Here is a 17,665-nt window from a genome sequence, read left to right as displayed (position 1 = left end):
CTATTACGCTGAAAGTTGTTACCCATTCACCGCTACACTTGATTATTTTCAATACGTTAAGTGCAAATACTACTAATCTGTCCAAAGTTTAGAGGACCTTGAACAGATTAGGTATACACAAGCTTAAATTAAACGTTGGAACGCGCGTTTTTCTTCTTTGATTTATAGGCTTTCATTGAAATTTTTAAAGCAAGCTGTTTTTGTTTAATTGAAATGAGTTGTCTAGTTACGACCTTATGGTGTAACTCTGTGATAAAGTTTTTTTCCCAAGGCGTAAGACGGTCAAACCTCAATAAAATAGTGTCATTGAGTACATTGAACAACTCGTATTGGCTTTTATCCATTCGACAGCTAGGCATTTAATTAGAGCACTTAGCTAGAGAAATGACGTTAAGGCTTTCTACTTTCTCATTTTTTCCTAAGGTAATGATTCGATAAGAGATCCCACTCTCTAATAGTGGTCTTATTTCGATGTTGTCACAAAAACTAACGGCGACTTTTTCTACTAAGCGGTCCATATTCAAAGTTTTCTTTTTTACGAAAACAAGAGTGACACTATCGCCCTCTGACTGTGCATTTACGAGTGTGATCGAGCCTAACTCTTGTGGAAGTTGGCTTGAAATAACTGTCGCTCTATAATCGGCAAGTCCATTAGATTTTATTGGGCTTATCTGACAACCGTTAAGCATGACACTGACGAAGAGAATTACAGTTGTTCGTAGCATTATGCGCTCCTTCTTCCTTTCTTCTCCCTTTAGGTGCCTTAAAATATTTATGGATATAACGTGAAGACATAGAAGATAAGAGCGCACTGTAATCTAAACTGAATGTGACTTTTTCCCCTACAAGTAGTGGTTTCTGTGAGGATTCAAGGACAAGGTGATCGCTAGTTGAAGACATGATCTTAATCCCATTCGGAGCCTTAAGCCCACTGACACAAACATCTTGGCGGCCTAATGCTACAATAGCTTGTGAGACCTCCCCTCTATCTTGAAGGCTTTCTTTTTCTCCAAAAGCATTTAACCCCCGACTTCCCCAAGGCAAAGTCGGTTTAGTCTTGGATTCAATCACTTCAGCGGTCAAAGAAACCGCATCCGTATGTAAGCCTTTGATATTTTCGTGCTCTAAAGGCTCACAGCCTAAAAAAATTGCTTCTCCTATACGAAGGTGATTGACTCGAGTTAAGCCTGTTCTCTGAAGAGCCCAGTTAACTGAAGCAGAATTACCCCCTGAAATAATTTCTAGATTGATCCCAAGTGTAGCTTCAATTCCATCGGCAAGATCAGAAAGAATATTCATATTTTTATCATCTGGAGCGACACCATACCGACAAGCTAAATTCGTACCAATTCCTTTTATCGTGATGTTTGGTAAAGAAATAATCTCACGGATAAAATCAATCACGCGATTAGGCATCACACCTTCTCTGAGATCGCCAAGCTCAACCATAATAATAATATCGTGACGGCAATTTTGTTGTTCCGCTGCATGTGAAAGCCTCTGAATCACTTCAACTTCAGAGTTTAAACTCATATCACTGTATTTTATTACGCTCGCCACTTGACTGAGCATGGGTGTACGTATCAGCATTTTGGGGATAGAAATGCCAGATTCAGTCATCTTTTGAAGATTTTCGATTCTTGAATCGGCTAACATTGGTGCGCCAGCATCAATAAGAACTTGTGCGATGATAGGGTGGCCGAGGAAGGCTTTTGTTACAGGCGTAACGGATATATTTTTCAGTGAGAGCTGAGTAATCAGGAATTGAGCGTTATGGTGAACTTTCCCACAATCGATGTCTAACCTAGGGTAGTTCACCCTTTTTCGGCCAGTTTACTTTCTATTATAGGGAAAGCTGACGTTACGATGTGCAACAGATGTTCGACAGGTTGTGACAAGACATCAGTAACAGGTAGACCAAATTCGGTAGCGTAACTGTCTATCACACTGCGTGTTTCATCCAACGACATATCTTCATGATTCAGTGTTAGTCCAATAACATTGGTATTAGAAAACGTTTCGATAAGATTGATTTCTGAGGCAATCGAAGGCATTGGGCAATCAGGAAAATCACTACGATATAAACGTTTAGGGGCATGTTGCAGTATCACACCCGTTGGACAGCTGCCACGTAAGATAAAAGCGCTGGTTGAAAACGCAGGGTGACTCAAGGCTCCTTGCCCCTCAATAATAATCAGATCCGGATTTTCTTTTTCATAGGCCTGTACAATGACAGATTCCAATTCACCGGCACAAAATTGTGAAGGGACTGCATCGAGTGCAACGCAGTATTGTGCGCCTTGCATAATACCTGTTTGACCAGTGGCAATCAGAACGACGTTAAGGCCTTTTTTTGTCAGTTCATTCGCCAATATTGTTGCTGTTGTTCGTTTTCCTAGCGCGCAATCCGTCCCCATGACAGCAATTCTCGGACATTTAACGTTGTGTATTTTCCCGATAAACGTTTTCAGATCGCCTTTATTTTTGGGTTTGCGAGTATCGAATATTCGAACGTTATTCTTTAAGCTGGCTTCTAAAAATAGAGGATCATCGGTTAGGAATTCATGTAAGCCATTTACGATGTTCATTCCTAATGACATGGCATTTAAAATGATGCTTTTATCTAAGTCAGATAAAAAGCCACTTGATGGCGCAATGCCAAAAATGAAGTAATCAGGAATGCTTTCTGCGTGAATGATAGCTTCTTCAGCATTAGCAAGGATCGGTATTCCATTGGCTTTGTTGTCAAGAACTTCACCAGCATCTAAGCCAGCAGACTCACTATCAATAACCGATAGAATACGATAGCTTAACGAATGTCTCACTAATCCATTAGCGGTTTTACCATCAATTTTACCAAAATTACCTTCGCAATATATAATCGCAGAAGGGATGACAGGTTTTACTTTCTGAGCAAGTGGTAACCAAGGTGCGAAATGGGGTACATCGTTGTTGATTTCTACATTTTCAATTCTAGTGAGTTTGAAGATGTTTCTTAACTTTTGGGTTGAAATGGACATAATTAAAGCCTGCGGTGAGGCTTAGGAGGGCAACTAAGGAGTGCCGAGATGCGAGTTCGGAAAAGAAAAGAAGTCCCCACTAAGCGGTAGGGATAACAACCAAGGTAACACACTCACCAGACTTTTGTTGGTTATTATTAATACGCTTTCTAAGTCTATCACTTTCAGGCTTCACCCATACTAACGTGACTGATTAGAGATCTAAGACTCATTGTTCAACGTCGCCGTATCAACCTCTCAGCTTTAAGGTTTCAAGATACTTTTTCTAATATTAGTTAAGTGAATTAGAGTTTTGAGTTTAACGCGTTTTTGTCCAATTTCGTGCTAGTAGGTACCAGAATCTTCCGTGATTGTTAAGTTCGATGAAGGGATAAAACCTTCAAATCAATCTAAGTATGTTTTGAAAATGTGATTAAAAAGGCTGAATCAATAAACTGATCAGCCTCTATCAATTTTTTCCATTAAAGGTAACGGCTTCTTAGGTGGTCTTTGAAGTATTGCGCATTCAAGGTTTCACCGGTTGCGCCTTTCACCAAATCATCAGTAGTAAGCAGGCTGCCTTTGCTCCAAATGTTCGATTCTAACCAATTGAAGATAGGGGATAGGTCACCGCTTTCAATCACTGAGTTCACATCCACTGTTTTCTTCATTGAAGCCATGAACTGAGCCGCGTACATCGCACCTAATGTGTAAGGTGGGAAGTAACCGAATGCGCCGTCCGTCCAGTGGAGAATGTGACCTGCATTTTAAGGTAGTTGCGGCTGTCCAAATTCTTGCTAACGGGGCGACTTAACTCACAAAGTACGAAAAGTGGGGGCAGAGTACAGTTCTTGACTCAAACGAATTCGCTAGTTTTTGCTCTGTAAATCGCACTGAAAGAGTCACACACATACAAGGTAGTATGAGCATAGCCTTGAACAAGCCCAAAATCCTCGCTGAGAGCGTTTGAGGCGGTCTGAGGGTTGTTTTTGGTAGCTAATTTACCCATTTACCAAAATAAGAATGATGAACTCCGACTTTAATTGCATGAAACGAGAGCTATCTATTTAGTTTCACTGCTGCGACAATCTTAATTTCTTACTAAACTGGAATTAGTATTGAACTAATAAAAAAGGAATAGTTATGCGAATTGTTTTTTTTGTTTTTGCTCTTTTTTTTTCTTCCCTTTCATTTGGAGGTTTTAAACCAATTCACGATAAAGCCTTAGAAGAAAAAGCACTCGATGCATTAGAAGTTCACTTAGTAGCTGAAGGTTTGATAAGAGATGATGCTGAGCTAGCTCTCGCGTATGAGGAGGGAGGGAAGAGTATTTTTTTCTTTCGAGTAAGAGAGCATGAAGGTGGGGATGAGTTATATAGGGTTTTTTGCTTAAAGGCTAGGTGCCGTTTTAGTTATAACTGACAATTGAAGTTGTAGTGGTCTAATGATCCCTGACAATCACGTAAGCGACTTTTTCTATCCTTTTAATAATTCATGCTTTGCTTAATTGGCAATCTTGCTAAAACGGAAATGTCCAGAGGCTTCATAAGCCTGAAGTTTTACTCGTGGCGCTTTTCTTGCAAAGTGCCTGCTAGCTCAGATCTGCCCCAAAATCACTTAGATTGAATACTCTACATCGTTTAGGATGCGAACATTTTCCCTACTAAAAGTCATCCATCCTTATGAACTTTAGTTGTGAACAATTGCTATGTATCACATCAACCATTTAGTCACTTTATCTTCACGGGCTGGGGGTAAAATCACAACAAACTGTATGATATCTTTTATATTATTTAAAGGTACAGGGAAAGTGACATGACTGAAGAGATAGTCAGCTTGATACCTCACACTCCTATATAAAGGGTGTAATCCATCAAAACTCGAACTTAAAGTTAACTGAAACGAAAACAAGGCTCTAATTGAACCTTGTTAAAAAATTGGATGAGTCTATGAGTTAACGACGGAGACCATCTTCAAATCGCTTGCGATAATTGTTTATCACGGTGATTAACGACTTTTTAATATCAACAATTTGTTTGGAATGTGGACACCAAAGCGCGAAGCCAAACTTGAAGCCCTCTAGCATCTCATCGGCTTCAACTGGCTCAATAGCATGATTGGCAAACTCAGTATTAGAAAAGGTTTTAGGCAGTAACGCCCAACCCAACCCCGCTTCGACCATCTTTATCACTAGGGCAAGTTGATCGATTGCTTCATTGTCTGAGCTGTAAATAATCTTCTCTGACATACCTTCTTCAATAAAAGATCGTAAGACAAATTGTTTGCTGTTTTTCAGAGCCACCAAGACTGCACTTTTCTCCAACCTAGATAGATCTCCACCTTTTTGAACAAAAGGGAGAAATTCGAAATGCCCAAGGAAAGTAGCATCAAAGCTATACATCGCCTGACGGTCATGCACATTGACGATACCAAAATGGTATTCGCCACTATCTATGCCTCTTTTGATGTCCTGTTTATTCCTAACAAAAAAGTTCACGCGCATTAGCGGAAAATCGCGAAGAAATTGCTGGCGGATTTCAACCAAAGCGCGATGAGGAATCACACTAGAATAAGCGATGTTGACGCTTTCTAATCCACCATAAGAGAGGCTTAGCGCCAATTTATCGAAAGTACGCGCTTGCTCGATGGTTAATTTAGCATTGTGATAAAGAAGGTGACCATCTTCAGTTGGCTCTACCGAACGCCCCACTCGTTCAAACAAACTGACCGCTAGTTGGTCTTCAAGGTTGGTAATCACCTGCCCTATCGTAGTTCGGTGCTTATTGAGTTTGACCGCGGCTTTGCTAAACGAGAGTTGTTCATAAACGGTCACGAACGCGAGAAGTTGTTCAAAACTAAAATTCATAGGTTTCGCTTCCTTTCTAGAGTGATTTACTTAAAATATGATAACTGATCTGCACCAGTGATACTGGACACTCGACTAAGCGAGTTGCCCTACTTCTGTTAATTCATGACTTACTAAATTAGATAAAACGCAACTCGGAAATGTCCAGAACCTTCACAGATGGCACTTCGTAACTCAGAAGTGCCCCTTTTCTAGTTAGAACCAAAGCTACCCTTCAGCCATAATTGTGACTTTTGACTTACAATACTTGTACTATGCTTTTTTCAGCTTGGTTCTACTTACACAGCAAGCTCTGCAAGTAGAAACCTTCAATGTAGTTGGGCGTTTTATCTACAGATAACGACTTCTCAAATGGTCTTTGAAGTATTGCGCATTCAAGGTTTCGCCCGTTGCACCTTTCACCAAGTCATCAGTGGTCAGCAGGCTGCCTTTGCTCCAAATGTTTGATTCTAACCAAGTGAAGATAGGGGATAGGTCACCGCTTTCAATCACAGAGTTTATATCTACCGTTTTCTTCATTGAAGCCATGAACTGCGCCGCGTACATCGCACCTAATGTGTACGATGGGAAGTAACCAAATGCGCCGTCTGTCCAGTGGATGTCTTGCATACAGCCGTTAGTGAAGTTACCTTGAGTGCTTAAACCAAGGTAAGACTGCATCTTGGTATTCCATAACTCTGGCACGTCAGTGTGTTTGATCTTGCCGTTGATCAAGTCACGCTCAATCTCGTAACGCAGGATAACGTGTGCAGGGTAGGTGAGTTCATCAGCATCGACACGGATGAAGTCTTTCTTCACGCGCGTGTAGATCTTCTGGAAGTTTTCTTTCTCAAATTCTGAGCCTGAGAATTGCTGACCAGCCAAGTTCGCTAAGTGTCCAATGAACGGGTCGCTGCGGCCGACTTGCATCTCGAAGAATAAAGATTGAGATTCATGAATGCCCATAGAACGAGCTTCCCCCGCTGGTTGTCCTGCTAGGTGTTTTGGTAAGCCTTGTTCGTAACGTGCGTGGCCTGTTTCATGCACAATACCCATTAAGCTTTGAACGAATTCCGCTTCGTCATAGCGTGTTGTGATACGCACGTCTGAAGGGACGCCGCCACAGAATGGGTGAACACTTTCATCCAATCGGCCGTGTTCAAAATCGAACTGAAGCAGCTTCATGACTTCTAAACCCAGTGCTTTCTGTTTCTCGGTCGAATAGATACCTGATGGTGCGTTAAATTGCTCGCTCGATTGTTTTTCGATCACTTCATCAATTAAACCTGGAAGCCAAGTTTTAACGTCTGCAAATAGGGTATCAAGTGAAGTAGAGCTGGTGCCCGGTTCATAAATATCCAGCATCGCATCATAAGGCGTTAGATTGGCTGCGTCTGCGCGAATCTGCGCTTCTTCACGAGAAAGCTCAACCACTTCACGCCAGTTCTTTTCGAATCCAACCCAGTCGTTGTTACCGCGTTGGCTACGCCACGCATGTTCACATTTTGAACCCGATAGAGATTTCGCTTCAACCAGTTTTTCTGGAAGTAGGTTTGCTTGTTGCCACTGGCGTTTTATTTCACGAAGTGACGATTGTTGCTCAGTGTTCAGCGCTTCATTTTCAGCGTCTGCAATCCAATCGCCAAGCTGTGGTTGAGTCATTAAGCCGTGAATATGAACAGAAAGCTCGGCCATCGCTTCACTACGAGCTTGGTTACCACCTGCTGGCATCATTGAAGCTTGGTCCCAACCACAAATAGAAGCTAGGTGTTGAAAGCGTGAACATTTTTGAGAGTGTTCGACTAGTTTTTTGAATGCGCTCATTTGACTACTCTTAATTTGGTTTCTTTAAATGATCCTTAGGGCTGCGTCAGCGTTAAGGTTCATCTCGTGTACTTTGATTATGGCTTTGCTTTTTAATGACGCCGACCTTCGCAGTCGAAGATATAGCGAGAAAAGCATGAGGCGGTACGATGCCTTGAATTTACTATTTCTTAACAAATCAAACTGTTCTATTGTGCACAAAATCAGTGAGTTGTATAGCTGGTGGCAATTGTTGCTTGCGAATTGTTCAGATACACGGTATTGATGATAGATCGCTGAACAAAAATGACAATGATATGGATATTTTGAACTTTGAGGCATTTCTAATTGCCATCACTATTTTAACGCTAACGCCGGGCTTAGATACGGCTTTGGTGATTCGCAATACTAGCCGCTCTGGCTTAGCTGACGGTTGTATGACGAGCTTTGGTATTTGTAGCGGCTTGTATGTACACGCGTTTTTCTCTGCTGTGGGTATATCTGCAATCCTCGCCCAATCCGCTGAACTCTTTCAAGCCGTTAAGATGGTAGGTGCGGTTTACCTCATCTGGCTTGGCTTAAGCAGTTTGCGAGCATTAATGAAAAACGGTGGCGGTTTAAAGGTCGGAGAACAAGCTCAGCAGGCATACAGTGCAAAGCGTTCTTTGCGTGAAGGCTTTCTGTCTAACGTTCTTAACCCAAAAACAGCAGTTTTCTATCTGGCCTTTTTACCTCAATTTGTAAACCCTGAAGGTTCGCCTTTATTGCAATCTATGTTGATGGCTTCGGTACACTTTATGATTGCGATGGTATGGCAATGTGGTTTGGCTGGCGCGCTTAACTCGGCTAAAAATTTGCTCAAAAACGCGAGTTTTATGAAGTGGATGGAAGGCGTGACGGGCATGGTGCTGGTTGGGCTGGGTGTTAAGCTTCTGATGGAAGAGCCTGTGTAGTTCACCGTTTTCAGTTGAACATGAATATATGAAAGCCCACGATGTGTCGTGGGCTTTGTGCTTTATTACTGGTAGATCTTTGTACCGATCTTATTCTACAGCGCAGTTATTCAACGACGCTAATGTTCATCTCAGCACCTTCGAAACCTAAGTCACTCAACTCATCGGCGTTAAAGTTGGTGGTAACTTCGATGTCGCCAATGCGCTCAGTAGATTCGTTGACGGAATCAGTACTTCTTTTGCTGCGTAGATTGTTAGTAATTGGTGTTGCTTGTCCAATTTCGATAGTACCTGCAAATTGAGATTCAGCGTAGAAATCTCCAGACACGTAAGAGTGGAAGGGGCGTAAGCTTCCGCCAGTCGCGTATTGCATGCTTGATAAGCCAGCTTCTTTAATCGCCCAGCCCCAATCCCACCATTTAGTTTCACCTGGGATGTAACGGTGATCCCATTGGTAGCGAATGTCGGCAGATTCACTGCTGCCACGGCCCATGGTGAAGGTATGAGCCTTGTACGGGCGGTTATCTGGATGAGAGTGCCACGCGTTGCCACCCCAACGAAGGAAGCCGTTGAATTCAACATCGTAGCTAATATCGGCGTTGAATCGGTACGGGTAAGAGATGCTTGAACGATACAGCTCAACTCGAATCGGTAGCTCCGAATTCGCAGGAACCATAGGACGAGCTTGAAGTGTTACTTGTTCGCTAGTGGAGTTGCCATTTGTTTCAGCGAAGCTTTGGTTAGCCTCGAACTTAACGGTGAGCTTAGTTTCGCCAACCAAAGGCCACTTGAAGGTGTTCTCTGTTTGAACGCTCTGTGAGAATCCGTAGCTGTTCGTTTTCGACCAGTTTGTTGATTCGTCTACTTTTAGGTCTACCACCACTTGTTGCGCGATGTTGCTGTTGTTTCTTGCCGTCGCGTAAACCGTTTTCACTAGTTCACGATCCGACTCGACAACATCACCATGCCAAAAGTTGTCGTCGTTAACGGTGTAGGCAAAATTGTCGACGGTGATTTTGGTTTTTTCATCACAGCGATAGCCGCTACAAGAGCCATTGTTATTTCCTTGTATTACCCAACTGTTGCCAGAGCGCTTTATCGTCATGTCTTCGCCCACGTACTGACTGTTATTACCGCCAACCCAAGCGTAACCTAGGTTGTGGGCTAAGTAGCTTAATGGGCGTACAAAGTCGTTACGGTTGTTCACTAATTCATACTGAACATCGATTTCGCTGCCTTCCTGAACCGATTTGGCGGAATAGTTAGGGATTTCAGATTGGTCGTTGTTTGGGTAACAGAACGTTGACCCACTGCTTGATTGCTTAATTTCGCCATGATAACCCGGCCCCATGATTACCCAGTTTCCTTTTAACCCGGTGATCTGCCAAGTGCCCATGCGAGCGACCAAAGTACTCTTCTGCTCTTCTGCTTCATAACGGTCTATAGGACGATAACCAGAGCGACAGACATCTTCACCAAGTTGGTCAAACACTATTTGGTCTGGGTAAATCTTCGCATTTACACCGGTTGATAGAACAGACAACACTGCGGTTGCTAAGAGACTTCTGTTTACTGTGATCATTAACAATTCCCTCATTTGTAATTTTTCTATTTTGATAATGTTTTGTGTGCCGTGCAGTTAACAAGACAAGTTCACTTTCTCATGTTGATAAATAGATAGATACTGAAAAGGGTTGAATTAAATTACCCAGTTAATTCAATAGCTTGTGTTGTCATTAGTGTTTTTACGGTGAAAGAGTATGCAACTGAACGTAAATTGTTTGATGGGGCTCAAACCGTTTTTAGAAAAATGAAGGCCCATTATTCGGGCTTAGACGTCAAAATTATTTGACGTTATTTTTGGCGTTTGTATGAATGGTTAATTAGAAGAACAGGTATAACCATTCACAATACTCGTAGTTTTAAGGTGGGCAGGTAGTGAGTGACAAAGAGTAAAAATCTAACTTGAATATTTTGCTTTGCTATCGGTTTTAAAATGCAAACACTTAAAGTAAGGAAGACTGTAATAATTGTATTACTGATAAAATAATGAAAATAACCATCCGTTTTTTATGTGTAATATCGGAAAAGCTTGCTACTTGATAATAGGGCACTTTTTGCTAGTGGTTAAACTATCTCTAATTATCGTTTGGCCAGAAGTTGCGTTCGGCCTGTATTACACGTTTTAATGATGGCAAATAAATCATTCGAACTTAAGATATCAATCTTTACCGTTAATGGGTCATTGTTGATTAACAGGTAAGGCGCCAATCGGCTGTCATTCATTGTTTTATTTATTTTTTGCACAGAGACTAAGTCAATGGTGCCAGAAATAGAAAAGAAAAGTGATTGAGAAGGACGGGCTGTTCCTCTGAATCGCAGAACAAGTGGGTCGGGCATGTTGTCGTCTTGAACGGACATCAGGTGCAGCACCTTGTTGTTACTTATTTTCGTTAATCCGTCGGTACGTAATACATTGTCATTCACTATCAGGTCCACCACGCTATGTTGGTAGCGATGCTCTTCTTTTGGTTGGGGCGAAGGGATACTCCATATGCCAACCAATAAAACGAATGCAGAAATGAGCGCAACGATTGGCATCATAATTGACCTCTTTCTAGGAATAGGGCCAGTTCGGTACTGGCTTGATCTAGTTGGGTTGGCGTGTAAAAGATGTTGACGGACTGGCGTGTGGCTTTGTTCAGAATAGAGAGCTCAGAATATTCCGCTTCTTCGCTAATGTACGCCACGCAATCACATTGATACTGATAGAGAATGCTTTCTAGCTCTGGCGTCATCGCCATTTCAGGGGCTTGGAAAACTTGTATTTGACCTATCCATTGCTCGCTGAGCCGGTTAACGGGTTTGATATCGCTGAGGTTTCTCTCATTAACCTTAGCAAAAGCCAATAACGCTGATGCCAACAGTAAGCAGCCAGTGGTGAAGTAGCACAACTTGTTTCGGTTTTCAGCAGTGGGAAAGTAAGCCGACGAACTTTGTTTAGGGTTAGGCTTAGGTTCGACTGCAACAGCTGCACCGATAGCAATACCGTTATTGCCGACGGGTATCAGGTTGCTCGCATCAGCAAGGGGAGTTGTGGCTGCATTATTGATGGGGGAGTCGATTACCACGCACTCATCGATAAGGCGATAGCCCACCTTAGGAACGGTGACGATTGGGGTTTCTTTGATGCCTAATCTAACGAACCCTTGGCGCAGTAAACTTATACTTTTCGCTAGTGACGTATCCCCTATGAACTCGTTTCCCCAAGCGAAGCTAATAATATCTTGTTTGTTAACAATATCGGGTGAGTTTTTATGTAATAACTCCAGGACCCGAGTTTCACGGTATCCTACTTTAATAGAACGTTCATCGTTATAAATACGGTTTTTAATCGGGTCGAACCTGATCATATAGCCAACGTTTTATTTTTATTATAATTCTCTCTACAATGTAGATGACTATAAACTGACTAATATATGAATTAAAGTCACATGTTTTATTCTTCTGGTTTTTTGTGTCGTTGAAACGAAAAGAAATTTAATATGTTTGTTACAAAATGCCTGACACCTACGCACAATCTGTTAAATATAAGTAATATCTAATTAAGTGTTGGTTTTATTAGTGTTCTTTTTAGTAGTCTTCTATCTTCTTTATTAAATCGCATAGTGGTCGATTTAATATTCTTGTTATTTATAAGGGCATATGTGCTGCATAATAATTTAAGACGTTTCGCTATGTGATGAAAATAAAAAAGCCCGCAGTTGAATGCGGGCTTGGTATTCAATCACTTCAGTTTACGCTTTAACTGCTTCACAATCATTTGAAGACGTCAACGGTTTGAAGAATAGCTTGGTTTCTTCGATAACAACGTGGCGCAGCAAGATAAGCCCGATTAGGTTCGGAATTGCCATTAGGCCGTTCACGATATCAGCCATTATCCAGATCATGTCGAGCTTTAAGAATGCACCAGAAGCCACCAACGCAATGAAGATGATCTTGTAAGGCAATACAGCTTTGGTACCTAGCAAGAACACAACACAGCGCTCACCGTAGTAGTTCCAACCTAAAATTGTTGTAAACGCAAAGAAGATTAAGCCAACAGAAACCAACATAGGGCCAAGGGTATCTGCATTCAGACCAACAGCGAATGCGTGAGTGGTCATCGCAGCGCCTGAAAGATCAGTCTGCCAAGCACCCGTTAAGATAAGCGCCAAACCTGTCATCGTACAGATGATGATGGTGTCGAAGAAGGTACCTGTCATAGAGACAAGTCCTTGTTTCACACATGAGTCTGTTTTAGCCGCTGCTGCAGCCATTGGTGCGCTACCTAGGCCAGATTCGTTCGAGAACACACCACGAGCGATACCTGATTGGATAGCAAGCATGATGCTCGCGCCAAAGAAACCACCGGTTGCTGCTGTGTTGGTAAACGCAGAAGTCACAACAAGGGTAATGGCATTCAGTAGTTGGTCGGCATTTGAAATCAGAACGCTTAAACACGCGACGACGTACATAACCGCCATAGTAGGAACAACTTTCCCTGCCACTTTAGCGATAGATTGGATACCACCAAGGGTAACCACTGCCACTAATATCGTAAGAACGACAGCAGACATCTCACGCGAAGCGCCAAATGAGATTTGAGTTGCGTCCAAGATAGCGTTGACTTGTGGGAAGGTACCGATACCGAAGCAAGCAACGCCGAGCGCGAAGACAGCGAACATTACCGCTAAGATTCGTGAGCCGACACCGTATTGCAGGTAGTACATTGGGCCGCCAACCATTTCGCCATTGCTATCGGTTCTGCGGTATTTAACGGCGAGTAGACATTCTGCGTACTTGGTCGCCATACCAAATACAGCGGCAAGCCACATCCAGAATAGGGCACCAGGGCCACCAATCTTGATTGCGGTCGCTACACCAACGATGTTACCTGTACCAATGGTTGCTGAAAGTGCAGTACACAAAGCCGCGAAACTCGATACGTCACCCGTACCAGATTTGTCTTTGCTGAACACCATTTTCAGTGCAGTTGGGAGGTGTCTAAACTGGAGTAAGCCTAAGCGAAAAGTAAAGTAGATACCTGTACCCACTAGCAGAATAAGCAGTGGTGGTCCCCAAACGAATTGGTTGATGGTTTGTAGTGTAGCTTGTAGGTGGTTCATAGATTCCCCTTAATAAATTAAAAATTTAAGGAGAAGAGGGAAGGCAGTACAGATCTCAGGGATCGGGCGCACTACTTAATACATACGGATTTCTAGATAGAATTCTTGTGTTAATTAAGGCTGTTGCTTTCCACTCCTCTGTCCTTTTGCCTGAGAGTTTCACTTAGCGAATCACTTATAGATAAGTAACGGGCACTAAGCTTGCTCCTTCGGCGACCGCTTGCTACAAAAAAAGTAGTACGGTTCTCTCCAGAGGTTCCTCCAACGACAGTCCTCACTTTTCTGGATTTCTCCAGCACAAAGCGCCTGAAAGATTTACTTCTTCGGCGGGTTTATCTAACTAAATGTTAATATTTAGTTAAAAACCACTCTCCTGCAGTCTTCATCGGAACAATTACCTAAATAATTAGGTAATCTGTAGGCGTATCCTAGATCATATAAAATGTGATGTCAGCTACAAAATATCTGTTTGCTCAAATGTTGTTCAACTAAATGATCAAACAACGAGTCTCTGACGTAACTTGCTTATTTAAATGGTATAAAATAGAGAAACAAGGAGGAGTTATGACTCGATTAATAGCGATTGTTTTTTTATTGGCTTTGGCATTTGTGCTGTTTCGTTACCGGACAAACGAAAAACTGCAAAAATGGGTAGTGATTGTTATCGTTAGCAGCTTCCTTTTGTATACTGCCAGCCTGATGATTTCGGAGTTAACTCGTTAAATCTGTCTGTGAGCAGATAGGATAAACGTGTTAGCAAAGCTCAAGTGCTTCTGGCTTGGGCAATAGGTTTAGTTGAGCTTAAAGTATCAGTGACCGTGTAACGTTAAACAAATTTTTGGGAGTACCCGCTAGTGAACCAGCAATCTCGACAAAGCGAACAAGATGAAGTGGTTGTTATTGAAGAACGCGATAAGCGCAGTCAGCTTTATATCGGCATTGCTGCGGTTATAGGTTTGGCGTTAGGTGGCTTGATCGGTTCTACAATCACGGCTTCGAAGTGGGAGTCCACTTATCAGGTACTCGAAACTCGTTATCAAGAACTGCATGACAGCAAAACACAGTTGATGACATCCGTTGAAACTAAAGTGGCAAAAGTCGATACCGAAATCGATGCAAAAGTAGAAGCCGCTCTAGTAAAACAAACAGAAGAACATCAAAAAGAGCTCCAAGACCTAGCGAAGCAGTCTTCGGTTTTAGAGAAAGCGAACTACTCGTTAGAGCAGCAGCTAAACGAACAGAAGCAAACGTTAGAGCAAACTCAGCAAGACAACCAGAAACTTAATCGTCAGGCTGACATGCAATCGACTTTGTTTGAGCGTGCGCGTGAAGTTTTCCGAAAAGAATTACAGATTTCTCAAGAACTTGAAAAACTTGAGAAAGAAAGAGATCAACTCGAGCAGAATCTTGGTTCTCTTAAGAAAGCGTGTGATGTTTACTTAGATGGCACATCATGGGATGCGAAATCTGACGCGTGTGAGAAGCAAGATAACGCTAACTCTCGACTGAGCGATATCAGACAAATGATTGAAGTCCACACCATGGATCTCAAGCAGATCAAAACGCTCACTGAAGAGATGGGTCTATAAGCCGAAGGCTTTACCAACCTAACGTTAGTTTTGCATTAAATATTGAAACGCCCACATCACACACGTGATGTGGGCGTTTTGCGTTTGTCGAGAGCATAGATCCGGTGCGTTCTCATTATTGATTATTTAAGTGTTTTCATTGTTTGCTTAGATATTTGTGAATAGTTACGTATATCCACAATGATATGTTACTTGTTGTCTATTAAATGACTTTGCATACATATTTTCAGCTCAGAGTCGCTGCATAATAGTGTTGTTCAGGATGAACACGCAGTCGATTGCTAGCTCGCATTTGGCTGCTTTGACGACAAGGGATGGAGTGATGCCAGAGTATCTTTGTGAGAACTGCACCATAGCTTATTGTTTCGATGATTGTTGCTCGCCATTAGCGCAAAAAGAGATGATCAAAGTAGAAGAGTTGGTTCGTCGTGTCGATGTTGAACACGATGATGAACAGAGTGAAAAGGGTGAAAAGAGTGAGCAGGGCATTGAAGGTAGTTATTCGCCTAATCGTTCAGACATAAAAAATCCCCACAAGCCAAGCTGGTAGGGATTTTGGATAAGTTGCAGTCCTGTTCTCGCTTTCTCAAGCAAAGGGTCTTACAAAAATTTTTAGAACAGTTTCGTTTTTAGAGCTGTGTCGTTTCTTAGAATGCAGTTAGCTACTAGAGCAAAACCTCATTCCACTAAACGTTATTTCTCATACGTTTTGATTTCGCCTGATTTCACACGAGCAACAAACGATTGCAGTTCTTTCTTCACAACTGGCATCAAGAAGTACAGACCAAGAATGTTGAAGATAGACATCGCAAAGATAGCCGCATCAGAGAAGTCGATTACCGCACCAAATTGAATCGTGGCACCAATAACAACAAACACACAGAACATCACTTTGAAAATCAGCTCCGTTGTTTTGCCTTCACCAAATAGGTAAGTCCAAGCTTTAAGACCGTAGTACGACCAAGAGATCATGGTAGAAAACGCAAACATGATTACTGCGAGAGCGAGTGTGTATTTGAATACTTCTGCCGTTTCAGTAAACGATGCAGCAGTCAGCGTTACACCCGTTAAACCAGAGCCATCGAATGGACCTACGTTTAAACCAGCGATAGTGATAACCAATGCGGTCATTGTACAAATGATTACCGTATCAACGAACGGTTCTAATAGTGATACTAGACCTTCGGTGATTGGTTCTTTTGTTTTAACCGCTGAGTGAGCGATAGCTGCTGAACCTACACCTGCTTCGTTCGAGAACGTTGCACGCTTCAAGCCTTGAATTAACGCACCAATGAATCCACCAACAACACCTTCACCAGTAAATGCACCTGTAAAGATTGCGCTGAACGCAGGGCCAACTTGATCAAGGTTAGAACCGATAACAATCAGAGCCATACCGATATACAGAGCAGCCATCCAAGGAACAACTTTTTCCGTTACCGATGCGATAGAAGGCATACCACCAACAATCACAGAGAAAACTAAAGAAGCAAGTACAAGGCCAGTGATCACACCGTATTCACTTGGTACATCAAATGCGTAAGTTAACATGGCGTGTGCTTGGTTAGCTTGGAACATGTTACCGCCGCCCAATGCGCCCAAAATACACATTAATGCGAAACCAATAGCGAGCACTTTGCCTAGTCCGCCTAAACCTCTTTCACCAAGACCTTGGCTTAGGTAGTACATTGGCCCACCCGAAACAACACCTGAAGGTAGGATAGTTCGGTATTTCACACCTAAAGTACACTCACAGAACTTAGAAGCCATACCCAGAAGGCCACACAAGATCATCCAGAATGTCGCGCCAGGACCACCAATCGCAAGTGCAGCACCAACACCGGCAATGTTACCAAGCCCGACAGTACCAGAAAGCGCCGTTGTTAACGCTTGAAAGTGAGAAACCTCGCCGTCCTCTTTAGAGTTAGGGTCGGTATACTTACCTTTGATAATGTCTATCGCCATGCCGACACGTTTAAATTGAACAAAGCCAAAGTAAACAGTGAAGATGATCGCAGCGAGCAACAGCCAGCCAACAATCACGGGGAAGTTAGCTTCACCAATCGGTACACTTTTAAATATCAGCCCAACGAACCAACCTGTGTATTCGTTGAAAAACCCATCAACACTTTGACTTAAGTTGCTGATAGCTTGGTTAAATGATCCTTCTTCTGCAAATGCACTGGAACTAAACAATAATATAAACCCAAAAAATAATTCACGTATGTTTTTCATGGTTTTCCCTGTCTTTTTAATAAATTATGTTTGTTGCTGTTGTGTTTGTTTTCTATTTGATTTGTATATCTCA

Annotated in this window: 16 protein-coding genes, 1 pseudogene and 1 riboswitch; of the genes and pseudogenes, 5 read left to right on the top strand and 12 right to left on the bottom strand. The window is 42.3% G+C overall.

Annotated elements, in window-relative coordinates; all coding sequences use genetic code 11:
- Positions 1 to 128: 128 nt before the first annotated feature.
- The 5 genes and pseudogenes from AB4185_RS16385 to AB4185_RS16365 all read right to left on the bottom strand — a co-directional run.
- A complete protein-coding gene (locus tag AB4185_RS16385) occupies positions 129 to 359 on the bottom strand; it encodes a hypothetical protein (protein ID WP_372106598.1) in 231 nt (76 codons plus the stop codon).
- A complete protein-coding gene (gspS2, locus tag AB4185_RS16380) occupies positions 360 to 725 on the bottom strand; it encodes a type II secretion system pilot lipoprotein GspS-beta (RefSeq protein ID WP_016788065.1) in 366 nt (121 codons plus the stop codon).
- Entirely contained in the window at positions 682 to 1,818 is a 1,137-nt protein-coding gene (locus AB4185_RS16375; protein ID WP_372106597.1) for an alanine/ornithine racemase family PLP-dependent enzyme, read from the bottom strand. The genes gspS2 and AB4185_RS16375 overlap by 44 nt, the downstream gene beginning before the upstream one ends.
- The gene (locus AB4185_RS16370; protein ID WP_372106595.1) at positions 1,815 to 3,020 is read right to left on the bottom strand and encodes a DUF1611 domain-containing protein; all 1,206 of its coding nucleotides are present in this window, start codon (positions 3,018 to 3,020) and stop codon (positions 1,815 to 1,817) included. The genes AB4185_RS16375 and AB4185_RS16370 overlap by 4 nt, the downstream gene beginning before the upstream one ends.
- Positions 3,021 to 3,481: 461 nt before the next feature.
- Positions 3,482 to 3,751: pseudogene (locus AB4185_RS16365) on the bottom strand (carboxypeptidase M32); the annotation flags it as partial.
- Positions 3,752 to 4,142: 391 nt separating this feature from the next.
- Here AB4185_RS16365 and AB4185_RS16360 point away from each other — a divergent pair.
- Positions 4,143 to 4,421 carry a hypothetical protein gene (locus AB4185_RS16360; RefSeq protein WP_372135671.1) on the top strand — a complete coding sequence of 93 codons (279 nt, stop codon included), beginning with the start codon at positions 4,143 to 4,145 and terminating at the stop codon, positions 4,419 to 4,421.
- Positions 4,422 to 4,953: 532 nt separating this feature from the next.
- On the opposite strand, the gene AB4185_RS16355 is transcribed toward AB4185_RS16360, so the two are convergent.
- The gene (locus AB4185_RS16355; RefSeq protein ID WP_102333401.1) at positions 4,954 to 5,865 is read right to left on the bottom strand and encodes a LysR family transcriptional regulator; all 912 of its coding nucleotides are present in this window, start codon (positions 5,863 to 5,865) and stop codon (positions 4,954 to 4,956) included.
- A 330-nt stretch (positions 5,866 to 6,195) separates the two neighbouring features.
- The gene (locus tag AB4185_RS16350; protein ID WP_017066275.1) at positions 6,196 to 7,668 is read right to left on the bottom strand and encodes a carboxypeptidase M32; all 1,473 of its coding nucleotides are present in this window, start codon (positions 7,666 to 7,668) and stop codon (positions 6,196 to 6,198) included.
- A 296-nt stretch (positions 7,669 to 7,964) separates the two neighbouring features.
- Here AB4185_RS16350 and AB4185_RS16345 point away from each other — a divergent pair, with 296 nt between their 5' ends.
- The gene (locus AB4185_RS16345) at positions 7,965 to 8,600 is read left to right on the top strand and encodes a LysE family translocator (protein WP_017058961.1); all 636 of its coding nucleotides are present in this window, start codon (positions 7,965 to 7,967) and stop codon (positions 8,598 to 8,600) included.
- Positions 8,601 to 8,706: 106 nt separating this feature from the next.
- On the opposite strand, the gene AB4185_RS16340 is transcribed toward AB4185_RS16345, so the two are convergent.
- From AB4185_RS16340 to AB4185_RS16325, 4 genes are all read right to left on the bottom strand, one after another.
- Positions 8,707 to 10,182 carry an aerolysin family beta-barrel pore-forming toxin gene (locus tag AB4185_RS16340; RefSeq protein ID WP_017063796.1) on the bottom strand — a complete coding sequence of 492 codons (1,476 nt, stop codon included), beginning with the start codon at positions 10,180 to 10,182 and terminating at the stop codon, positions 8,707 to 8,709.
- Positions 10,183 to 10,742: 560 nt separating this feature from the next.
- On the bottom strand, positions 10,743 to 11,204 hold the full coding sequence (locus tag AB4185_RS16335) for a hypothetical protein (protein WP_017059728.1): 462 nt from the start codon (positions 11,202 to 11,204) through the stop codon (positions 10,743 to 10,745).
- Positions 11,201 to 12,013, bottom strand: a complete 813-nt coding sequence (locus tag AB4185_RS16330) for a winged helix-turn-helix domain-containing protein (RefSeq protein ID WP_017063797.1) — start codon at positions 12,011 to 12,013, stop codon at positions 11,201 to 11,203. The genes AB4185_RS16335 and AB4185_RS16330 overlap by 4 nt, the downstream gene beginning before the upstream one ends.
- Before the next feature lie 384 nt (positions 12,014 to 12,397).
- A complete protein-coding gene (locus AB4185_RS16325) occupies positions 12,398 to 13,768 on the bottom strand; it encodes a sodium:alanine symporter family protein (protein WP_017059726.1) in 1,371 nt (456 codons plus the stop codon).
- Positions 13,769 to 13,896: 128 nt separating this feature from the next.
- A riboswitch (glycine riboswitch) is annotated at positions 13,897 to 14,031 on the bottom strand.
- A gap of 301 nt (positions 14,032 to 14,332) precedes the next feature.
- Between AB4185_RS16325 and AB4185_RS16320 the strand changes: the two genes are divergently transcribed.
- The 3 genes from AB4185_RS16320 (at position 14,333) to AB4185_RS16310 (ending at position 15,907) form a co-directional block, all read left to right on the top strand.
- A complete protein-coding gene (locus tag AB4185_RS16320; RefSeq protein ID WP_004733573.1) occupies positions 14,333 to 14,491 on the top strand; it encodes a hypothetical protein in 159 nt (52 codons plus the stop codon).
- 131 nt (positions 14,492 to 14,622) lie between these two features.
- Complete coding sequence (locus AB4185_RS16315; RefSeq protein WP_372135670.1) at positions 14,623 to 15,357, top strand: chromosome partitioning protein ParA; 735 nt, start codon at positions 14,623 to 14,625, stop codon at positions 15,355 to 15,357.
- 322 nt (positions 15,358 to 15,679) lie between these two features.
- Complete coding sequence (locus AB4185_RS16310) at positions 15,680 to 15,907, top strand: hypothetical protein (RefSeq protein ID WP_372135669.1); 228 nt, start codon at positions 15,680 to 15,682, stop codon at positions 15,905 to 15,907.
- 143 nt (positions 15,908 to 16,050) lie between these two features.
- Here the strand turns inward: AB4185_RS16310 and AB4185_RS16305 are convergent, their stop codons facing one another.
- Positions 16,051 to 17,592, bottom strand: a complete 1,542-nt coding sequence (locus tag AB4185_RS16305) for a sodium:alanine symporter family protein (RefSeq protein WP_017059723.1) — start codon at positions 17,590 to 17,592, stop codon at positions 16,051 to 16,053.
- Between the last annotated feature and the right edge of the window lie 73 nt (positions 17,593 to 17,665).

This window comes from Vibrio sp. 10N.286.48.F5, assembly GCF_041469785.1.
GTDB lineage: Bacteria > Pseudomonadota > Gammaproteobacteria > Enterobacterales > Vibrionaceae > Vibrio > Vibrio crassostreae_C.
The sequence above is the reverse complement of the archived record's forward strand: the minus strand, read 5'-3'. Positions and strand labels throughout refer to the sequence as shown.